Here is a 21,275-nt window from a genome sequence, read left to right as displayed (position 1 = left end):
AGCTACTCCTGAATGCAGCTAATCACTGACGTTTGACCACGTTACGGTCTCTTGAGGTGATGAATAGACTAAAGAGGCATGTAATGGCCTAAGCAATTGCTTTCTATTCATAATCAGGGTGGTATCGCGAGTACATCTCGTCCCTGTTTTAGGGACGGGATTTTTTTGTTTTTTTTCGACAAATTATTTACATAAATATGGAGGTTTACACAAAATGAAAAAGCTAACTGCTGCTCAAATTCGTCAAATGTATTTAGATTTCTTTAAACAAAAAGGTCACTCTGTTGAACCAAGTGCATCTTTAGTACCTGTAGATGATCCAACATTATTATGGATTAATAGTGGTGTTGCAACATTAAAAAAATATTTTGATGGTCGTGTAATTCCGGAAAACCCAAGAATTACAAACTCTCAAAAATCAATCCGTACAAATGACATTGAAAATGTAGGGAAAACAGCTCGTCACCATACTTTCTTTGAAATGTTAGGTAACTTTTCAATTGGAGATTATTTCCGTGAAGAAGCAGTTACTTGGGGTTGGGAATTATTAACTTCAGATGAGTGGTTTGGATTTGAAAAAGAGAAATTATATGTAACAGTATATCCAGAAGATAAAGTGACGTATGATTTATGGATTAAATTAGGATTAGACCCTGAGCATATCATTCTGTTAGAAGGAAACTTCTGGGAAATTGGTGAAGGTCCATGTGGTCCTTGTACTGAAATCTTCTATGACCGTGGAACGAAATATGACCAAGAAAATATCGGCATTAAATTACTAAAAGAAGATTTAGAAAATGATCGTTATTTAGAAATTTGGAATATCGTATTTTCTCAATTCAATTCAAAAGACGGCTTAAATAGAAATGAATATCCAGAATTACCAAGTAAAAACATTGATACTGGAATGGGATTAGAGCGTATGGCAAGTGTTTTACAAGAAGTAGACACAAATTTTGATACAGATTTATTTATGCCAATTATCAATGTTGTAGAAACAATCTCTGGTCAATCATATAGAAATGGTGATTTAGACAAAGATACTGCATTTAAAGTAATTGCAGATCACATCAGAACTGTATCATTTGCTGTAGCGGATGGAGCACTTCCATCAAACGAAGGCAGAGGATATGTTTTACGTAGATTAATTCGTCGTGCTGTACGTTTTGCGAAAAAGTTAGGTGTAGAGCGTCCATTTATGTTTGAATTAGTACCTGTAGTTGCTGAAATTATGGAAAGCTATTATCCAACAGTGAAAGAAAAAATACCTTTTATTCAAAAAGTAATTAAAAACGAAGAAGAGCGTTTCCATGAAACATTACATGAAGGATTAGCACTACTTACAACTGTAATGAAAGGTGCCAAAGCTGAAGGTAGTACTGTCATTAAAGGGGAAGATGTGTTCCGTCTGTATGATACTTATGGATTCCCAATCGAATTAACAGAAGAATACGCTGAAGAAGAAGGCTTAACAGTAGACCATGATGGCTTTGAAGTTGAGATGGACAAGCAACGTGAACGTGCTCGTGCTGCTCGTCAAGACGTAGATTCTATGCAAGTACAAAGTGAAGCACTTCGTGAAATTAAAGAAGTATCTGCTTTCGTAGGATATGGTGAAGGTACTGTTGAATCAACTGTTCTTGCTTTAGTAAAAGATGGCGAAAAAGTTGAAGATATTGCGAACGGTGAAGAAGCACACTTAATTCTTGATGTAACGCCTTTCTACGCTGAAAGTGGTGGACAAATTGCAGATAGAGGTACATTAACTGCAACTGGTTTAAAAGTAGAAGTACTTGATGTACAAAAAGCACCTAATGGACAAAATTTACATCGTGTAAAAGTTGTTGAAGGCGCACTATCAGTCGGTTCAAAAGTAACTGCTACAATTAACAAAGCTAATCGTTCTAGCATTGTTAAAAACCACACTGCAACGCATTTATTACACCAAGCATTAAAAGATGTGTTAGGGACTCACGTGAATCAAGCTGGTTCATTAGTCAACCAAGAACGTCTTCGTTTTGACTTTTCACATTTTGGTCAAGTTCTACCAGAAGAGCTTGAAACAATTGAGAAAATTGTAAATGAAAAAATTTGGGAGAGCATTCCAGTTAACATTTCTGAAAAAGCAATCGCCGAAGCAAAAGCAATGGGTGCGATGGCATTATTTGGAGAAAAATATGGCGATGTTGTAAGAGTAGTTCAAGTTGGTGACTATAGTCTTGAACTATGTGGTGGATGTCATGTTGATAATACAGCATCAATTGGAACTTTCAAAATTATTTCTGAATCAGGTATTGGAGCAGGAACTCGTCGTATCGAAGCTGTTACTGGAAAAGCTGCTTACGAATATATGCAAGAGCAAATTGGTCAATTGAAAGATGCTGCAGGTCTATTAAAATCAAATACAAAAGATGTTGTATCTAGAATTGAAATTTTACAATCAGAATTGAAGCAAGTACAAAAAGAAAATGAATCACTTTCTTCAAAATTAAGTAACATTGAAGCAGGGAATATTAGTAACAATGTAAAAGAAGTAAATGGAGTAAAATTTGTTGCTGCAAAAGTAAATGGTGCAGATATGAATAGCCTTCGTACAATGGTTGATGATTTAAAAAACAAAGTTGGCTCTGTAGTTGTATTACTTGGATCTGCTAATGATGGAAAAGTTAACCTAATTGCAGGTGTGACGAAGGATTTAGTCGGTCAAGGATATCATGCTGGAAACCTGATTAAAGAAGCTGCTACAATTTGTGGCGGTGGAGGCGGAGGCCGTCCAGATATGGCTCAAGCAGGTGGTAAGGATGCATCTAAACTTGATGAGGCAGTTGCATTTGTTGAACAATGGATGGCAACGATTTCTAAATAATACAGAAGTTGTGTACAATAACAGATAGATACGTTTAATGAAATTTTAGTTAATTCGTAATCTACCATATAAAAATGGTACAATATGTTTAGCTAGAAATAAACGGATAAGTGGGGTGCCTTATATGGATTCATTTGATAAAACGATGAAGTTTAGTTTGCAAGACGAGGGACAAGATATTCGAGTAAATGAAGTATTATTAAAGGTTCATGATGCATTACAAGAAAAAGGCTATAATCCAATTAATCAAATAGTAGGATACTTATTATCAGGCGATCCTGCGTATATTCCTCGTCATAATGATGCAAGAAGTATGATGAAAAAGCTTGAACGTGATGAAATTATTGAAGAATTAGTAAAATCTTACTTACAACAACATCGTGGAGAATAATAAATGAGAGCACTTGGGCTAGATGTAGGAACTAAAACAATAGGCGTAGCTGTAAGTGATGCACTAGGTTGGACAGCTCAAGGAATTGAGACAGTTAAAATTAATGAAGAGCGCCAAATATTTGGACTTGACCGACTAAAAGAAATCATTGACAGCTATGAAATAGACAAAGTAATTGTAGGTTTGCCTAAAAATATGAATGGAAGTATTGGTGAACGAGGAGAAGCATGTCAACGTTTTGCCAAATTGATTGAAGAAGAATTCAAACTTCCGGTTATACTATGGGATGAAAGACTTTCTACGATGGCAGCTGAACGGTTTTTAATCTCAGCCGACGTCAGTCGTAAAAAGAGAAAACAAGTAATTGATAAAATGGCTGCAGTAGTTATTTTACAAAATTACTTAGATAGTATAAAGTGATAATGAAAAGTGGATGTGTGGAATGCATTTAATCATTCCACAATCCACTATACATAATTTGTAAAATGATAACGAGGTGATACAAATGGAACACGGTGAAGACAGACAAATTACGATCATAGATGAAGAAGGTAATGAGATTCTTTGTAATATCGTTTTAACTTTTGAATCTGATGATTATAATAAATCATATGTAATCTACACTGCAGTTGGACAAGAGTTCGATGAAGATGGAGATCCTGAATACCACGCTTCTAGCTTTATTCCTGCAGAAGATGGTGAAGACGGTGAATTATTCCCAATCGAAACTGATGAAGAGTGGGAAATGATTGAAGAAGTTCTTAACACTTTCTTTGATGAAGAAGAAGGCGAATAATTCAATTCTCTTATTTAGAATGCTAAACGCTTATATTAAGCGTTTAGCATTTTTTATGTAGAAAATTGCCGATAATTGGAAGGTTTGTAGTATACTAATACGTGATAAAGGAGGTAGATAAATCGATGTCATTTTCGAATTTTGAAAAAAGAGGAATTAAATCATCAAATAAAAATAAAAGTGGAATGCGAGTTTTCCTATACATAATCATAGCGATCTTGGTGTGTATTGCTGCTGCGTTAGCATCATACAAATATATGTTAATGCCAGTAAATGCATCTAATAAACAAGAACAACTAGTAACAATCCCACAAGGTAGCTCTGTTGGGGACATTGCATCAATTTTTAAGAAACAAAAATTAATAAAAAATACTGAGGTATTTAAGGCTTATGTAAAATTACATAATAATGCGAGTTTAAAGGCTGGTAATTATAATTTCAGTCAAAATCAAGGGGTTTCTACGATCGTTAAACATCTTCAAACTGGTGGGAAATATCAAGTTGCAGTTAAGGATTTAACAATTCCTGAAGGTACTCAACTTGTAGAAATCGCTGGAATTATTGCCAAAGAATTTAAGCTAGATGAAGCAACTGTACTAAAACAGTTGAATGATAAAGCATTTATCCAAATTTTACAAAAGAAGTACCCAGATTTAATAACGAATGAAATATTTAAAAAGGGAATTCGTTATCCACTAGAGGGATATTTATATCCATCAACGTATCTTTATGGTGAATTTAAACCAAGTCTAGAAGAAATTATTACGCCTATGTTAAATCAAACTAAGAGTATTTTAGACAAATATAAAAATGAGATGACTGATAAAAAACTGACACCTCATAAAACATTAACAATGGCATCACTTATTGAAGAAGAAGCAAATGAATTAACAGATCGAAAATTAATTTCAAGCGTATTTTATAATCGACTAGATATTGATATGCCTTTACAAACGGATCCAACTGTTCTTTATGCACTAGGAAAGCATAAAGCTAGAGTGCTTTACAAGGATTTAGAGATTGAGTCGCCATATAATACGTATTATATTAAAGGCTTACCAATCGGACCGATTGCAAGTGCAGGAGTTGAAAGTATCGAAGCAGCATTAAAACCAGCTAAATCTGACTATTTATACTTTTTAGCGAATAAAGAAGGTGAAGTTATCTTCACTAAATCACTAGAAGAACATAATACAGAAAAAGACAAGCATATAAATTAAGAAGTTGGCAATACTTGTATAAAAAATAAGAAATTCCTCAGTAAAATCATCGTTTTCACTGAGGAATTTTGTATATTAAAACGCTTTAAAAACTTGTTACTATTCTTGGTACTAGCCAAGGGTCTTTTTTTTATGTTAGAATATTACGGGTCAAAATAAATTCAGAATCAGGAAATTTGTACTTACACCTTGTTAAAAAATGTTGCACTTTGTAGTCATGTTATTAAAAATAAGAGATTCAGACTGCCTGAAAATGCTTGTCTTTCGAGGCGCAGGAGTAAAAATGAGGAGCTTGTTACCTTTTGACGGTAATGGGCACACGAAGCAGGCGAAACAACATAGAAAGTGAGCGTTTGGCTGGCAGTCTGACACAAGGTTGTATTTCTATTGGAGGCTTTATTAGAAATGGATGAAGTTTTAGTTCGCCAGTATTTGGCGAATTTTTATAAACATAGAGAACCTTTTATAGAAGAAATGGAAACGTATGCTATGGAGCAACATGTTCCAATAATGGATAAAGCAGGCATGGAATTTATGCTAGGTTTACTGTATTTAATACAACCTACGTCCATTTTAGAAATTGGAAGTGCAATCGGTTATTCAAGTATCCGAATGGCAAAATCCTTCCCAGAGTTAAGTATTGTTACGATGGAACGAAATGCAGGGCGTATTCGTAAAGCAAAAGAATATATAGACAGAAGTGGATATAGTAATAGAATTACACTTTTAGAAGGTGATGCTTTACTTTTAAAAGATCATTTGCCAGACAACAGACAATTCGATGTCATATTTATAGATGCTGCGAAAGCTCAATATCAACGCTTTTTTGAACTGTACGAGCCATTATTATCTGATAGAGGTGTAATCATCTCAGATAATGTTTTATTTAAAGGACAAGTAGCAGAGAGTGCTGAGCTTGTTGATGATCGACGTAAAAGAGCTTTAATAAAAAGGATTCAAAATTACAATGAATGGTTAATGAATCATCCTATGTATGACTCGACTATTATACCTATAGGTGATGGAGTGGCCATCAGTAAGAAAAGGGGAGTTAACAATGTTCAAGCCTGAATTATTAGTTACGCCAACAAACGTAAATGACATAGAAAAATTAGCTGATGCGGGTGCCAGTGCAGTAATGATTGGTGAACAGCGTTTTGGATTACGCTTAGCAGGTGAATTTAAACGCGATGCTGTAAAGGAAGCTGTCACAATTGCACATCAAAAGGGCATCAAAGTATATGTAGCAATGAACGGATTATTTCATAATGAAATTTTAGATGAAATTGACGACTATATTACATTTTTACGTGATGCAAATGTAGATGCAATCGTATTTGGTGATCCGGCTGTATTAATGTCAGTGCGTCAAATTGCGCCAAATATGCAATTACATTGGAATACAGAAACAACTGCAACTAACTGGTTTACTTGCAATTATTGGGGTAAACGTGGTGCAAAACGTGCTGTACTAGCAAGAGAACTTAGTTTTGAAGCAGTAACAGAAATGAAAGAGAATGCTGAAGTTGAAATAGAAGTACAAGTTCATGGTATGACTTGTATGTTCCAATCTAAGCGATCACTGGTTGGAAACTACTTTGAGTACCAAGGCAAAAACATGGAAGTTATTCAACAAAAGAAATTCGAAGAGAATATGTTCTTAGTAGATAACGAACGTAATAATAAATATCCCATTTTTGAAGATATCAATGGTACGCACATTATGAGCCCCAATGATATTTGTATCATTAACGAACTAGAAGAATTAATTGATGCAGGCATCGATTCATTAAAAATCGACGGAGTATTAAAATCATCAGAATACATCGTTGAAGTAACAAAACTATATAGACAAGCAATTGACTTATGTGTTGAAGATAGAGATGCTTACGAAGACATTAAAGAAGAGCTTTACGAAAAAATTGAAGCTATTCAACCTGTAAATCGCAGATTAGACACAGGATTCTTCTTTAAAGAAACAGTATATTAATCGGAACTGACATTTGCCTTTAGATCATAAGAACAGAACAAATCAAAGCAGATCTGTTCAAGATGTAATTATGACCTCGAGGACTTAGTGTAAAAACTTGAGAAAACGTAATGCCAAGGGTGTTCGACAAAAATACCAAGGCTAAATAGAAAATAATCAAACTGAAATATTTTATGAGGAGGAAGAACAATGGCAATTGGACAATTAGATAAAATCGTTGATGGTAAACGCATAATTGTAAAAAAACCAGAACTATTAGCGCCAGCGGGTAATTTAGAGAAATTAAAAATTGCAGTTAGATATGGTGCAGATGCCGTGTTTATTGGTGGAAGAGAGTTTGGACTACGTTCGAATGCTGATAACTTCTCATTAGAAGATATGGCTGAAGGTGTAGAATTTGCAAACAAATACGGAGCTAAAATTTATGTAACTACGAATATCTTTGCTCATAATGAAAATATGGACGGACTTGTTGAATATTTACAAGGAATTGAAACTGCAGGAGTAACTGGTATCATTGTAGCAGATCCATATATCATTGAGACTTGTAAACAAGCTGCTCCTAAATTAGAAGTTCACTTAAGTACGCAACAATCACTTTCAAATTATCGTGCAGCTCAGTACTGGAAAGAAGAAGGATTACACCGATTAGTTTTAGCACGTGAGACAAGCTATGAGGAAATTAAAGAAATTAAAGAAAAAGTAGATGTTGAAATTGAAACTTTTATTCACGGAGCAATGTGTATTGCTTACTCGGGTCGTTGTACGTTAAGTAATCATATGACTGCACGTGATTCAAATCGTGGAGGATGCTGTCAGTCATGCCGTTGGGACTATGATTTAGTACAAACTGAATCACAAGTACAAGGCGCTTCTGAAAATTCATTATACGAAGAAGAAGATGCTCCATTTGCAATGAGTCCAAAGGATTTGAACTTATTAAGATCAATCCCTAAATTTATTGAAATTGGTGTAGATAGCTTAAAAATTGAAGGACGCATGAAATCAATTCATTATGTAGCGACTGTTGTTTCTGTTTATCGTAAAATTATTGATGCATATTGTGCTGATCCGGATAACTTTGAGTTTAAAGAAGAATGGGTAGAAGAGTTAGATAAATGTGCAAATCGTGAAACAGCTTCTTCATTCTTTGAAGGATTCCCAGGAATGAAAGAACAGATGTTTGGAAATCATAGCAAAAAAACTACGTATGATTTTGCTGGACTTGTATTAGACTATGATGAGCAAACTGGAATCGCAACAATTCAACAACGTAACTACTTCAAACCAGGAGATCAAATTGAATTCTTTGGTCCGGAACTTGAAAACTTCAAACAAACTGTTGGCGTAATTGTTGATGAAGATGGTACGGAATTAGATGCGGCAAGACATCCATTAGAAATTGTAAAAATTAAAGTTGATCAAAAGGTATATCCTTACAACATGATGAGAAAAAAGTTAGTTTGATAAGAAAGAGGGATTGAAGTATGGGGAATAAGCCCATTGTTATTGGAATTGCTGGAGAGTACTGGCTCTGGTAAAACATCTGTGACTAAGGCAATTTATGACCAATTTAAAGGTCATTCGATTTTAATGATTCAGCAAGATTCTTATTATAAAGATCAAACTCACTTACCCATGGATGTGAGATTAAAAACAAATTACGATCATCCATTAGCATTTGATAATGATTTATTTATTGAACATATCAATCAATTATTGCAATATAAAGCAATCGAAAAACCTGTATATGATTATACAATTCATACTAGATCTTCAGAAACAATCCCTGTTGAACCAAAAGAAGTTATTATTTTAGAAGGTATTTTGGTTTTAGAAGATGAGCGCTTACGTGATTTAATGGATATTAAAATATTCGTTGATACGGATGCTGATTTAAGAATCCTTCGTAGAATACAACGTGATATTAAAGAACGTGGTAGAACAGTTGACTCAGTAGTGGACCAATACGTTAATGTTGTTCGTCCTATGCATAATCAATTTTGTGAACCATCAAAGAAATTTGCTGATATCATAATTCCAGAGGGTGGACAAAACTTTGTTGCAATTGACTTAATGGCAACGAAAATTCAGACTATACTTGAAAGAGTAAGTGTATTATAATACCTTAATATGAGAGAATAATTCATAAAAAATAGATAAGAAAGATGGAGAAGGTATAACTTCTTCATCTTTCTATATAAAAAGAATGCGTTTTCAAAAATGAATGAATCATTAATTATTCTCATACACTGTTTGTACAACTACATTGTATAAACATAACATTAGGAATTCTACATAAAGAAACGGTGGATACTAAAAGGAGTGTACAAAATGGCTATTGAAAAAAAATTCCCTATGACATTAGCTGGGAAAGAAAAATTAGAACAAGAATTAGAAACTTTAAAAACTGTAAAACGTGCTGAGGTAGTAGAACGTATTAAAATTGCTCGTAGTTTTGGAGATTTATCTGAGAACTCTGAGTACGATGCTGCAAAAGATGAGCAAGCGTTTGTTGAAGGCCGTATTACAACTTTAGAAAATATGATTCGTAATGCTGAAATTATTACTGAAAGCAAGGAAGCTTCTGATACAGTAGCTTTAGGAAAATCAGTAACATTTTTAGAATTACCAGCAGGCGATGAAGAAACTTACGCAATCGTAGGTAGTGCTGAAGCTGACCCATTTGAAGGTAAAATTTCAAACGACTCTCCAATTGCTAGAAGCTTATTAGGCAAAAAAGTCGGTGAAGAAGTAACAGTTTCAACTCCAGGTGGAGATATGCAAGTTAGAATTATTGCTGTTAAGTAATTAGCAATTGTTTAAAAATTTAAAATAATAGTTTGAAATAAGGACACCCCGTCTACAATGTAGATGAGGTGTTTTTTTTATGAAAAGACGAATTAAAGCCGTACTCATTTTGTTTTCATTTTTGTTTTCTGTTTTATTATATAGATGTTTAGATATTGGTGTTCTACATCAAAAAAACTTTGGACCAAGTAATGTTAATTTAATTGAGCGTAGTGTGGCTCAAAGAACATTTCAATTTCGAATTGATAATGGACGTGGAAAAATCTTGGACCGAAATGGAAAGCTACTAAGTGCGGCATATACACCAAAAGTAATATTGTTTCCATTTTTAAAAAGCATAGATTGGCCAATTGAGAAATTGTCTGCTATCACTGGAGTCTCTGAATATGATATTAAAAACCAATTCATTGGGAAAAAAGAACCTTTTACATTGAAAGGTATTTCGAACGAATTAACATCAGAAAAAATAGATCAAATCAATAATTTACATGTATCTGGATTAATTTCTATGTTGTCACAAGATGAAGATGATCAACAATTAGCTGAACATTTAGTAGGAATTGCAAGGGAAAATAAAGAACAATATGAAAAACAATATGAGAGTGACCGTGATTATAAGCCAAAAGAGTTTGGTGTAATCGGGTTAGAAGCACAATTTGAAGATTTTCTAAAGTCAGATGGAACATCTAATTTAATGCTTCATGTTGATAATCTAGGTAAACCTATGTTTGGAAATGAAGTAAAGTATGCAAAACCTAGTAATCCTTTCTATCCAGTCTCTTTAAAAACGACTATAGATAAAGACTTACAACAAATACTAGAACAAGCTGTCAATCAAGCAAAGCTACAAAAAGGAGCGGCTGTTCTAATAGATGTGAAAACAAATAAATTACTAGCTATGGCAAGTAGACCGTCTATGAACTATCAAAACTTATTTTCTCAAAATGATAACACTGCTACAAATTTTGCATTACAGCCTAGTACTCCAGGATCTGTCTTTAAAACTGTTGTAGCTGCTGCGGCAATTGATCAAGGAATCGTTCAAGATAAGCAAATGTATAACTGTGATAAGGATCTACGAGGAAATTATGAAAAAGATAAAGATAAAAGAAAAGGAAATTTAACCTTTCAAGAAAGCTTTTATGCTAGCTGTAATTACACTTTTGGACTTTTAGGACAGAAATTATCATTAAAAAATAAAGATATGTTTGAAATGTATGCAAATAAATTAGGGATGAATGGTCCAGTAGGTTGGACAGGATCTGTGTATCATGAAGCAAGTTTTAGTCAATTTCAAAACGAAGGCAGTTCAACTTTCTTTGGTGGAAGTAAACCACTTGAGGGATTAAGAAATACCTCGATTGGTCAAAAGGATGTAAAAGTAACACCATTAGCTGTTGCAAATATGATGTCAACTATCGCTCGGGGAGGATCACCAAAGCAAGTAAAAGTCGTCGATTCAGTTCTTTATAAAAATGGTACAGAAATGTTTGCATTTGAAAATCAAACATTAACAGATGATTATCTATCACCGGATTCCATGCAGCAACTGAGAGAAATGCTACGCGGTGTTATCACAAGTGAAAAGGGGACTGGAAGAAGATATAGTAGTCTACCGTATACGCTCGCTGGAAAAAGTGGTACTGCTGAAACGAAAAAGGAGAAAGACAAAATTACGGAACAGAATAAATGGTTTGCAGGATATTTTCCATATGAAAAACCACGGTATGCCTTTGCAGTCGTGAGCTTAAATGTGAAAGACGAAATTACATCGACATCAGATACGGTTACAAATTTAGTAAAATCTATCTATCAATACGACAAAACTCACAAAAATTAGACTATTTAGTATTAATTGACTCTATGATAAAATAGGGAAAATTAGTTGTTTTTGGGGGATTTTGTCAATGGTATCAGTAGAAAAGAATGGAAGGGTTCGCAAGCTAAGAAAAGAACGTAGAGGAAATTATTTTTTCCGTATTCTATTAGTTCCGCTAATCACTGGTATCGTTTATTTAGGCGTAAAAATATCTATGCCCATTATTGAACAACAAAAAATCGAGCCGAAGCAAGCGATAGCAGATTACAATACCACAGCTATGGAATCAAAACTGATTGCAACAGATGAACCGAATCCTTACCAAGCAAAATATAGAGATAAAGTAAATGAAATCATAAAAAATTCAATTGAAGATGAAAATATCATTCAATCAACTGTGAAAGAATGGAATCCAACTGTCACTTCACAAACCGGTGAGCATATCGTTCAATACAGTTTTCAATCTAAAGATTTCTATGAAATGGAAGAAGCCGTTTCTAATGCGATTTCATTAACGAAAAAAGATTTTTCAGTATGGCATCTTGGAAGAGGATATGATGATCAAAGTGTAAAGATGTTTGTCGCAACGACAGACCTTACGTATAAGTATATTGTGCATTTACATTGGGTAGAAAATGAAGGTTGGCTGCCAATCCTAGTGCAAGAAGTGAAGGAATTAACTTATTAATACTACTCTTTATAGATTTACGAATAATCATTTTCATGTTGAGCAATACTTTCATGTTAAGGTTTGAACAAAATAAAGTTTATCAAGCAGTAGATTTCTCAACAAGTCTTCTGCTTGTTTCTATGCGATATAGGTGTAGGATTTGAATGTGTGTGGTAAAATGATAAAAGTTTGATAGAAAGTAGGGATTTAGTGTGAAAATAGCAATTATTGGTGCAATGGAAGAAGAAGTGCACGTATTACGTGATAAATTAGATAACTTAAAAAAAGAAGAAGTTGCTGGATCAGAATATAATGTTGGTACATATGAAGGAAAAGAAGTCGTATTATTAAAATCAGGTATTGGTAAAGTAAATGCTGCAATGGCAACTGCTATTTTGTTAGAAAAATATCAGCCAGACGTAGTCATTAATACTGGTTCTGCTGGTGGGTTACATACTGATCTTAATGTAGGTGATGTTGTTATCTCAACAGAAGTTCGTCATCATGATGTTGACGTAACAGCATTTAATTATGAGTACGGACAAGTTCCAGGAATGCCTGCAGCGTTTCCAGCAGACGAAAAATTAAAAGCAATTGCTAAAAAATGTGCAGAAAAAGTAAATGGAATCCAAGTAGTAGAAGGTTTAATCGTAACTGGTGATTCATTTATGAATGATCCTGTAAGAGTTGAGTTTGTAAAAGGAAAATTCGGTGATCTTTATGCAGTAGAAATGGAAGCAGCGGCTATTGCTCAAGTTTGTTATGCATTTAAGGTACCATTTGTTGTAACTCGTGCATTATCAGATATTGCTGGTAAGGAATCAAGCATATCATTTGATCAATTTATTCACACTGCGGCAGTAAATTCTACTCTGATGGTAGAAGAAATGATTAAAGCCCTATAATGTTGGAAAAGATGCTTTTTTGAAAAAGCATCTTTTATTTTTTTACACGGTAAAACGAAATCTATTTTTTAAAGATGAAGGATAAAGAGAGTATTATTGCTATAAAAAAATCCCTTCAGAGCACCGAAGGGATTAACATAAGCATCATCGAGTACCTCTTCCTAAAAGAGTTACTCGAGAATCAGTAGGGATAGCGTCGACAAGTAAGGTTCAATTACACCTTTTACTAAGAGAACAAGCAGCCACGTAATTGTGTCTGCTGTTTTTTCTTATTATTTTTTTACGACAGGTACCCAAAATTCGCCGTAGAAAGTGCCATCGCCGTTATCTTTACGATAAGTCGCATTTGGCCCGCCAACGTAAGCATAGTCAGTGATTTGGGCTAAGACTTCGCCAAAAGCACGGTATGTTAGCTGATCAAACAAAGTTTCCTTGTCGCCATTTCCTGCGACCACGATGTACTCACCTTCTGGAAATTCGATGATGCGCGTTGCGTCAGCCACTGATTTACCAGCTTCTACTGCAAAATAATTCCACGGTTTGCCTTGATAAACTTCGTTAACTGACCATTCTCTATCGTCTTTTGCTGCGTCTTTGAGCTTATCAAAACGTCCGTCAGCCTTGAGTATGCCCCAAAACTCAGTTTTTTCTTTTTGCATTGCTTTCATGTCTTGGAAATTCGACTGGATTGAAAAACCATAAGCGGTCAATGTGAATGATTTTTTATGTTCAAGTGTGTAATTAGCCATATGAGTACTCCTTTTCTCCAGGTTAATTTTCTGTGGTCGGGCTCCGCTACAAAATACCAACGAAACCCAAATTGATCAAGCAAAAACCCTTCTTTACCTCCTAAAGCTTACAGTGTATTCTGCTCAGAATCAATGACTTTTGCCCAAAGGGCGTTTCAGTTCATTATAAAAATTAGGGTTTGTCAAATTTGATAGGATTTAGTCTTCGATTTTTTTTACACGAAGCCACATTTCTCCGTAGAATTCACCGTTTTCACCAATTTTGACGAATGTTGAGTTACCTGGTCCAACGTATTTGTAGTCTGTGATTTCTTGCAGCATTCCGCTGAAAACCTTGCCTGTGATTTCGTCAGCAAGGCGATCTTTATTTGTGCCTGTGCCAGGCACGACTAAGTAATCGCCAGCGAGGAAATCGAGTACGACCGCCCCTTCCACGTTGAACTCACCCATCACGCCAAAACCGCGCCAAGCCTTGTGGTCGATGACGTAGTTGATTTGATATTCTTGCCCGTCAGCTATCGCGAGAAGTTCAGCTAGCTTACCATTTTCAGTAATTTCAGCTTTTTTCGCTGCAGTTTTAGCTGCATTACCTGCCCAGTCGTTGTAGTCTTCAAGTGAAACACCGAAAGCAGTCATTTTGTAGTTTTCTGAGATAGTTTTGATTGAGTATTTAGACATTTTGTTCTCTCCTTTGTGGATTTATTCTTTACAAGTTTGATTCTATTTCCCAAATGTATCAAAAAATGATACCTTTTTCGGAAATCAAATGAATGAAGTTTTATTAACCTTTCCCCAGAACTGTCATTACTGATATTTAATTTGATACATTTTTGATACAATAAAAATATGAAGAAAATAGAACGAGTAAACTTAATCATGCGCTACATAAATAATCGTGCACATTTTACAATTGCCGAGATTCAGAGAGAGTTCAAGATATCCCGCGCGACGGCGATCCGTGATATTAACGAGATTCAAGCGATGGGATTTCCGCTGACGTCGGAGTTTGGACGAGGTGGAGGCTACTTTGTTCTGCAAAATCAGTATCTGCCTGCTACCCGCTTTACACCAGATGAGCTAAAGGCGATGTTTATCAGCTTTATCGCCTCGAAAAATTCACAGCTGCCTTATCTGCAAAATCGCCGATCAATCACTGAAAAACTTATCGGCATCGCGTCTCAAACCCAACAAGACGAGCTAATTGAGCTGAACAATATCTTGCTTTTTGAAAATACAAATCCTGCTAATCCGAATCTTTTGGAGCTCGATGATGCTGCGCCTGCGGAGCTGAACAAACTGATTTCTCTTGCTGTACGGGATAAGCATTTGCGTGTAACTTATGAGCTGACTCCTGGCTGGCCGCAGTTGATGGACGTTTTTTTGTTGCATATTTTTAACTCGAACGCTCAGTGGCTGGTCGAGGTTTATGATTTTGATTCGGAGGAGTTTCGTTATTTGCCTGTTGAAATGCTGCGGGATTCGGCAATTTCCGAGCAGGAGATGAAGTGGTCTGAACAAGAAATTTTAAATAAAAAACTGCTTTTTGCACGTGAGTCCAATCTTGTTGTAAAGCTTGATTCGACCGGGATTCAGCGATTTAAGCGTATGCACCCGCCGGGGATTATTTTATCATTTACTGGGATGTTTCAGTCGAGTGGAATTTTCAATGCTCAATTGGATATAACAGATGTTGCGGTGCTGGAGTATTATGCCGATTGGCTTTTGTTTTTAGGAAAAGGGGTCGTTTTTGAGAGGATTCCTGATGAGCTGCGTGTGATTTTGGAAGAGCGATTAGCAAATTTAAGATTTCCTTGAGTTTTATATGAGATAGAATTAGTTTTATCAATTAATAATAATATTGTAAATTAAAACGTGGAAGGGCCTGTCATCAATGAACAAAATTGTTTATTGTGATAGGCCCTTTTTATGTCTAGATGAACGTTCAGAAGATTGACTAAGAATATAACAAGATTAATTGCAATTATGATTCTTTATCTATTGGCGAAATTATTTGATCTTTGTACAAATCAAAATACAGTTGACCATTTGTTCCTTGAACACAATAAAAAACATCAGTTAAAGTTAATTCCCGTTGCTTTAATTCTGTAAAAATCCAACTTTTTTTTAAGTGGTGTTGAGTAAAATTTTTGGTAATAATTTGACCATCCATAATTAATTCAATAGGAAATCTTGATTGTGGTGGAGTCGAGATATCCAAATCTTTTCTAGTTACATATCGATATGGAGGTTTTTTTAATACGGATAATTGACCATTAGCCTCCATTATAGCGTATTCTACTTCATCAATATCGAATATATCTTTTCTCCTCAAGGATTGATTTAAAGAATCAATTGTAAATTTTAATTTTTCCAAGTTTTTCTCAAGGACTTTTCCATCTTGTATAACAACAGTAGGTTCTCCATTAAATAATGCTCTGGCGTTTCTATTTTTCAATGAAACTAACGAGGCAATAAATATGATTGCGCTAAAAATTACTAATGCAATAATAAAGTTACTGAAATGAATAGAAGTATTAAAAGTCAAATTTCCAACAATAGATCCAAGCGTAATTGAAGCAATATAGTCATGAAATGTCATTTGAGATATTGTTTGTTTTCCAAGTATATGTGCAATACAACTAAGTAAAACAAAAGCGGATAGAGTTCTAAGTATGACTTCAAAAGTCACAATCATTATAATCACCTTGTGGACATTTTTTTAATCTAGCATTTTTACTATTAGCTAATTACTGTTCATCCATTCCTATACTTTTTTAATTAAATAACAGAAATATAGCTTCTTAATTTTGCAACACAGTAACACTAGGTTACTTAAAAAAACAAAGGTCACAAAATTGTGGACTTTGTTTAACTTAAATCAAAAACATATCCATTTCGTTGGATATTGAGTGAGTACTCACTTTTTTATTGACGATAACTTATTTGACGAATATGATAATAGTGAGTACTCACTCATTCTATAATAATATAAGGACTAAATTGGAACGGAGGATGATGATGAGCGAAGTTGTACGAATCCATGAAGTTGATCGTTTTTTTGGAAAGAAATCTGTCATAAAGAATATTTCAATGAATATTGGTGAAGGAGAGATTTTTGGTATATTAGGTCCATCTGGATCTGGTAAGACAACATTAATTAAATTAATTGCTGGTATTGATAAATGTTCAAAAGGAGAGGTGCTAGTATATGGAAAAGAAATGCCCGATTTTACTGTCCTCACCAAAATTGGTTATATGGGACAGTCTGATGCATTGTATGCAGATTTAACTGGTTACGATAATTTAAGCTTCTTTGGTTCGCTTTATAATTTAAAAGGCAAGGAATTAAAAAGTAGAATTCAAGAAGTAGCAGAAATTGTTGGGTTGGAAGAGGCACTTAATAAGCAAGTTAATCATTATTCAGGTGGGATGAAGAAAAGGCTTTCACTTGCAATTTCGATACTCCATAAACCAACATTGTTAATCCTGGATGAACCAACAGTGGGAATTGATCCAGTTTTAAGAAAACAAATATGGAAGCAATTTTTGGATATGAAGGAGCAAGGAACGACGATTATTATTACAACGCACATTATGGAAGAAGCTGAGAAATGTGAAAGAATAGGTTTAATACGTGAAGGTGAGTTAATTGCATTAGATACGACTGAAAGATTAATTTCAAAGTCTGAAACTGGAAAAATTGAAGATTTATATTTTAAAAACGAGGTGAGCTTATGAAAGTCTTTGCAATCGCAAAAAGAATCATAAAACAATTTTTGAAAGATAAACGCTCACTTGCAATGATTTTTGTAGCGCCTATTGTTTTATTATTTTTATTTTCTTATATTCTAAAACAGGACGATTCGAAACCAACAATGGCACTAATTAATGCACCACAGATTTTTGAAAATGAACTTAAAAATTTTGCTAAGATTGTGGATGTTGATGAGTCGGAAATTAAAGACCAACTGAAAGATAAAGAAATTGATGGGGCAGTTGTATTTAAAAATGAAAAAATAATTGTTCAGTTTGAAGGAACTGATAATGCTAGAACTTCTGCTGTCATTACGTCGATTCAAGACACGATTAAAGAAATTACACCATCACAATTCGAACTTGTAATGGACCCAATATATGGTAGTGATGAAATGGAGACCTTTGATTCTATTGGACCCATTTTTATCGGCTTTTTCTCTTTTTTATTTGTTTTTATTTTAGCAGGTATTTCATTTGTACGTGAACGTTTAACAACAACGTTAGAACGATTACTTGTAACACCGGTAAAACGTTGGGAAATTGTTTTTGGTTATATAATTGGTTTTGGATTTTTTGCATTAATCCAATCTCTGATCATAACAATCTTTTCAATCAATGTATTAGATATGTATAATGTAGGTGATGCATGGGAAGTGTGTGTAGTTAACATTTTACTATCACTAACCGCACTTACACTTGGAATGTTGTTATCTGCTTATGCAAATAATGAGTTTCAAGTTGTTCAATTTATTCCAGTAATCGTTGTCCCTCAGATACTTTTCTCTGGTATTTTTTCTACAGCTTTCTTACCAGACTGGTTTAAGGTATTCGGTAGCATCTTACCATTAACATATGGTGCAGAAGCATTACGGGCTATTATGATAAAAGGTCAATCATTAGCAGATATTGGTTTGCAACTTGCAATTTTACTAGGATTTTCACTATGCTTTATTGTAATTAATATTTTTGCTTTAAAGAAACAGCGTTCAATATAAGGAGTGTTACCCATTAAATTAGAAGATTTCCTACCACATGAAAAATTACAAGAGATGAATGAAAAAGAAATAAAGATTCTTGAAGCAGCGATCGATATTTTTGCAGAAAAAGGTTTTGTTAGTACCTCAACAAATGAAATTGCCAAAAAAGCAAATGTTGCAGAAGGAACAATTTTTCGTTATTTCAAAACAAAAAAAGATTTATTAAAAAGTATTATTAAACCAACTCTTGTCAAAACGATTGCACCTTTTGAGATGGATCGTTTTTCAAAAGCGGTATTTCATATGGAATACGATACGTTCGAAGATTTTCTAAAAGTGTTAATTGTTAACCGAATGGAGTTTGCGAAAAAGAATACAGCTGTCATCAAAATAATCATTCAGGAAATTCCATTTCAACAAGAAATGCAAGAAGAACTAAAAAAACTATTTAAAGAAAAAATGTATCCAAGAGTTGAAACAGTTTTACAATACTTTATTGATAAAGGTCAAATTGCAGATTTGCCAATCCAAACGATTTTACGTTTAATCATTACAAGTGTAATGGGGCTTGTAGTGTCAACAATTGCATTAAAAGATATTTCGATTTGGGATGAAAACCTAGAAATTGAGCGTACGATACAATTTATTAAACAAGGTTTACAATAATGATTCTGCTTTAGAAAAATATGGTGAAGTAATAATAATAAAAACCAACGCTTAAGAGAAATGATTCTCTATTCGTTGGTTTTTAGTTTTCACTGCATTTATTAGCTTTTAAATGATAATCCGCCTTCCAATAAGGCAGTTCTAAGTTTAGGTAAGGAAGCTGGGCCCATGCCGTGAAATTTCAAAATTTCTTTTTCGCTATAAGTTGATAGTTTCTCCAAAGAAGTAATACCATTGTTTTCTAAAGCACGTCTAGCGGGTGCTGATAGTAGTGATAGAAATCCGTTTTCAGGTTTTCGTTCCTGTTCACATGTCGGACAGGTTGGGCAGTCAGTACTTTTATAATATTTGTGACCTTTGTTGCAAACCCTTAAATTTTTTTCAGAAGTTGTCATTTTAAGATCTCCTTAATCCACGTTACTTGTTAATAATGTAAAAATCTACCATGCAATCTAATAAGTTTATTTTAACACAAACAGTATAATATCCAGCAATTATCATTCGTTTTGTATACATAAAAAATAGGCTTTTTCCTTTCATTTTCCTTCTTTTCCTCTATTTCCCTACTCAAAGTATGAATAAATTATGTTATAGTAAGTTAGACATTGAGAAGGGAAGGTGTAGATCACGTGAACTTAAAAAAACTACAAGCAAAAGTAAATGATTTTAAAACATTCGGTGCAATTACCACAGCATTGGCAACTTTTTTCTATATCGGGACTCTACTACCAAAGGACGGTTTATCCCAATCTAAAATTATTGTAATAGAATGTATTGTGTTCGGAATGCTTATTTTATCTCTTATCTTTTTCCTAACATCCAATCATTTTTATCGTAAATTGAAAAAAGAGGAACAAGCATAAAAAACCACTGTTTTCACAGTGGTTATTTTTTATCCTTTTTCTTATCCTTCTCTGCTCTTAAAAATTCATGATACATTTTCATTAATGCACGTTTTTCAATTCTTGAAACATAACTCCTAGAAATACCTAATTTTTTGGCAATTTCACGTTGCGTTAACTCTTTATCCATATCGATACCAAATCTTTGAATAATTACATCTTTTTCTCGTTCATCTAAAATTTTGATATATTGTTTTATTTTTTCTAACTCCATGTTTAATTGAATTTGATCAACAACATCTTCTGTTTCTGTTTTTAGTATGTCGAGTAGAGATATTTCATTTCCCTCTTTATCTTGGCCGATCGGGTCATGTAATGAGACATCTTTTTTCGTTTTCTTTAAAGCTCTTAAATGCATAAGTATCTCGTTTTCTATACATCGAGCAGCATAGGTTGCTAATTTCGTTCCTTTACCTTGAACGAAGCTCTCGATTGCTTTAATAAGACCAATGGTTCCAATTGAAATCAAATCCTCGGCATCTTCACCTGTATTTTCAAATTTCTTCACAATATGCGCCACGAGTCTTAAATTATGTTCTATTAATAAATTTCTTGCTTCTCCATCACCCTCAGCCATTCGATTTAAGTAAAGTGTTTCTTCAGCTTGTGAGAGTGGCTGTGGAAATGCATTGTTTTTTACATACGAAACAAACACAAACACTTCTTTTAAGAAAAGACTTAAGGCGGTAAATAAACCAGGCATATAATCACTCCTAAGGAAGGTTAGGTAAGTTGTTATTTATATATCTATGAGTTG

22 protein-coding genes and 1 pseudogene are annotated in these 21,275 nt (G+C 34.0%); 18 read left to right on the top strand and 5 right to left on the bottom strand.

Going from position 1 to position 21,275, the window contains the following annotated elements:
- Window positions 1–214 precede the first annotated feature (214 nt).
- From alaS to mtnN, 13 genes and pseudogenes are all read left to right on the top strand, one after another.
- The gene (gene alaS / locus ABID96_RS15690; RefSeq protein ID WP_192602834.1) at window positions 215–2,866 is read left to right on the top strand and encodes an alanine--tRNA ligase; all 2,652 of its coding nucleotides are present in this window, start codon (window positions 215–217) and stop codon (window positions 2,864–2,866) included.
- Window positions 2,867–2,990: 124 nt separating this feature from the next.
- Window positions 2,991–3,257 (top strand): IreB family regulatory phosphoprotein, encoded by a 267-nt coding sequence (locus ABID96_RS15685; RefSeq protein WP_056472706.1) that lies wholly within the window; start codon window positions 2,991–2,993, stop codon window positions 3,255–3,257.
- A 3-nt stretch (window positions 3,258–3,260) separates the two neighbouring features.
- Complete coding sequence (gene ruvX / locus ABID96_RS15680) at window positions 3,261–3,677, top strand: Holliday junction resolvase RuvX (RefSeq protein WP_087998668.1); 417 nt, start codon at window positions 3,261–3,263, stop codon at window positions 3,675–3,677.
- Between the two features lie 85 nt (window positions 3,678–3,762).
- Entirely contained in the window at window positions 3,763–4,053 is a 291-nt protein-coding gene (locus ABID96_RS15675) for a DUF1292 domain-containing protein (protein ID WP_087998669.1), read from the top strand.
- 125 nt (window positions 4,054–4,178) lie between these two features.
- Window positions 4,179–5,273 (top strand): endolytic transglycosylase MltG, encoded by a 1,095-nt coding sequence (gene mltG / locus ABID96_RS15670; RefSeq protein WP_377896944.1) that lies wholly within the window; start codon window positions 4,179–4,181, stop codon window positions 5,271–5,273.
- Window positions 5,274–5,678: 405 nt separating this feature from the next.
- Window positions 5,679–6,344 carry an O-methyltransferase gene (locus ABID96_RS15665; protein ID WP_192602833.1) on the top strand — a complete coding sequence of 222 codons (666 nt, stop codon included), beginning with the start codon at window positions 5,679–5,681 and terminating at the stop codon, window positions 6,342–6,344.
- Window positions 6,331–7,263: a peptidase U32 family protein gene (locus ABID96_RS15660; RefSeq protein WP_192602832.1), complete on the top strand. Its 933-nt coding sequence runs from the start codon at window positions 6,331–6,333 to the stop codon at window positions 7,261–7,263. Before ABID96_RS15665 ends, ABID96_RS15660 begins: the two co-directional genes overlap by 14 nt.
- 189 nt (window positions 7,264–7,452) lie before the next feature.
- Window positions 7,453–8,730, top strand: a complete 1,278-nt coding sequence (locus ABID96_RS15655; protein WP_192602831.1) for a peptidase U32 family protein — start codon at window positions 7,453–7,455, stop codon at window positions 8,728–8,730.
- A 20-nt stretch (window positions 8,731–8,750) separates the two neighbouring features.
- Window positions 8,751–9,387: pseudogene (udk, locus tag ABID96_RS15650) on the top strand (uridine kinase).
- Between the two features lie 210 nt (window positions 9,388–9,597).
- Window positions 9,598–10,074 (top strand): transcription elongation factor GreA, encoded by a 477-nt coding sequence (greA, locus tag ABID96_RS15645; RefSeq protein ID WP_087998674.1) that lies wholly within the window; start codon window positions 9,598–9,600, stop codon window positions 10,072–10,074.
- Between the two features lie 79 nt (window positions 10,075–10,153).
- Window positions 10,154–11,914 carry a peptidoglycan D,D-transpeptidase FtsI family protein gene (locus tag ABID96_RS15640; RefSeq protein ID WP_192602829.1) on the top strand — a complete coding sequence of 587 codons (1,761 nt, stop codon included), beginning with the start codon at window positions 10,154–10,156 and terminating at the stop codon, window positions 11,912–11,914.
- A gap of 67 nt (window positions 11,915–11,981) precedes the next feature.
- The gene (locus ABID96_RS15635; RefSeq protein WP_192602828.1) at window positions 11,982–12,581 is read left to right on the top strand and encodes a YrrS family protein; all 600 of its coding nucleotides are present in this window, start codon (window positions 11,982–11,984) and stop codon (window positions 12,579–12,581) included.
- A gap of 194 nt (window positions 12,582–12,775) precedes the next feature.
- Window positions 12,776–13,468 (top strand): 5'-methylthioadenosine/S-adenosylhomocysteine nucleosidase, encoded by a 693-nt coding sequence (gene mtnN, locus ABID96_RS15630; protein WP_192602827.1) that lies wholly within the window; start codon window positions 12,776–12,778, stop codon window positions 13,466–13,468.
- A 272-nt stretch (window positions 13,469–13,740) separates the two neighbouring features.
- Here mtnN and ABID96_RS15625 read toward each other — a convergent pair whose 3' ends face one another.
- Entirely contained in the window at window positions 13,741–14,217 is a 477-nt protein-coding gene (locus ABID96_RS15625) for a GyrI-like domain-containing protein (RefSeq protein WP_192602826.1), read from the bottom strand.
- A 198-nt stretch (window positions 14,218–14,415) separates the two neighbouring features.
- Window positions 14,416–14,895, bottom strand: coding sequence for a hypothetical protein (locus ABID96_RS15620; RefSeq protein WP_192602825.1), 480 nt, complete (start codon window positions 14,893–14,895; stop codon window positions 14,416–14,418).
- 168 nt (window positions 14,896–15,063) lie between these two features.
- Between ABID96_RS15620 and ABID96_RS15615 the strand changes: the two genes are divergently transcribed.
- Window positions 15,064–16,032 carry a helix-turn-helix transcriptional regulator gene (locus ABID96_RS15615; RefSeq protein WP_377896943.1) on the top strand — a complete coding sequence of 323 codons (969 nt, stop codon included), beginning with the start codon at window positions 15,064–15,066 and terminating at the stop codon, window positions 16,030–16,032.
- Window positions 16,033–16,198: 166 nt separating this feature from the next.
- Here ABID96_RS15615 and ABID96_RS15610 read toward each other — a convergent pair whose 3' ends face one another.
- Entirely contained in the window at window positions 16,199–16,909 is a 711-nt protein-coding gene (locus ABID96_RS15610; protein WP_377897074.1) for a DUF421 domain-containing protein, read from the bottom strand.
- Window positions 16,910–17,232: 323 nt separating this feature from the next.
- Between ABID96_RS15610 and ABID96_RS15605 the strand changes: the two genes are divergently transcribed.
- From ABID96_RS15605 to ABID96_RS15595, 3 genes are read left to right on the top strand one after another with little or no spacing between them, the layout of a single operon-like run.
- Complete coding sequence (locus ABID96_RS15605; protein WP_192602822.1) at window positions 17,233–17,955, top strand: ABC transporter ATP-binding protein; 723 nt, start codon at window positions 17,233–17,235, stop codon at window positions 17,953–17,955.
- Window positions 17,952–18,968, top strand: coding sequence for an ABC transporter permease (locus ABID96_RS15600; protein ID WP_192602821.1), 1,017 nt, complete (start codon window positions 17,952–17,954; stop codon window positions 18,966–18,968). Before ABID96_RS15605 ends, ABID96_RS15600 begins: the two co-directional genes overlap by 4 nt.
- Window positions 18,969–18,971: 3 nt before the next feature.
- Window positions 18,972–19,616, top strand: a complete 645-nt coding sequence (locus tag ABID96_RS15595; RefSeq protein WP_377896941.1) for a TetR/AcrR family transcriptional regulator — start codon at window positions 18,972–18,974, stop codon at window positions 19,614–19,616.
- A gap of 101 nt (window positions 19,617–19,717) precedes the next feature.
- On the opposite strand, the gene ABID96_RS15590 is transcribed toward ABID96_RS15595, so the two are convergent.
- Window positions 19,718–20,011, bottom strand: a complete 294-nt coding sequence (locus ABID96_RS15590) for an RNA polymerase alpha subunit C-terminal domain-containing protein (protein ID WP_192602820.1) — start codon at window positions 20,009–20,011, stop codon at window positions 19,718–19,720.
- A gap of 234 nt (window positions 20,012–20,245) precedes the next feature.
- Between ABID96_RS15590 and ABID96_RS15585 the strand changes: the two genes are divergently transcribed.
- A complete protein-coding gene (locus tag ABID96_RS15585; protein WP_192602819.1) occupies window positions 20,246–20,479 on the top strand; it encodes a YrhC family protein in 234 nt (77 codons plus the stop codon).
- Between the two features lie 22 nt (window positions 20,480–20,501).
- Here ABID96_RS15585 and sigK read toward each other — a convergent pair whose 3' ends face one another.
- On the bottom strand, window positions 20,502–21,221 hold the full coding sequence (gene sigK / locus ABID96_RS15580) for an RNA polymerase sporulation sigma factor SigK (RefSeq protein ID WP_087998686.1): 720 nt from the start codon (window positions 21,219–21,221) through the stop codon (window positions 20,502–20,504).
- Window positions 21,222–21,275: the final 54 nt, after the last annotated feature.

Origin of the sequence: Gottfriedia sp. OAE603 (assembly GCF_040543965.1) — a bacterium.
GTDB classification, from domain to species: domain Bacteria; phylum Bacillota; class Bacilli; order Bacillales; family Bacillaceae_G; genus Gottfriedia; species Gottfriedia solisilvae.
The sequence above is the reverse complement of the archived record's forward strand: the minus strand, read 5'-3'. Positions and strand labels throughout refer to the sequence as shown.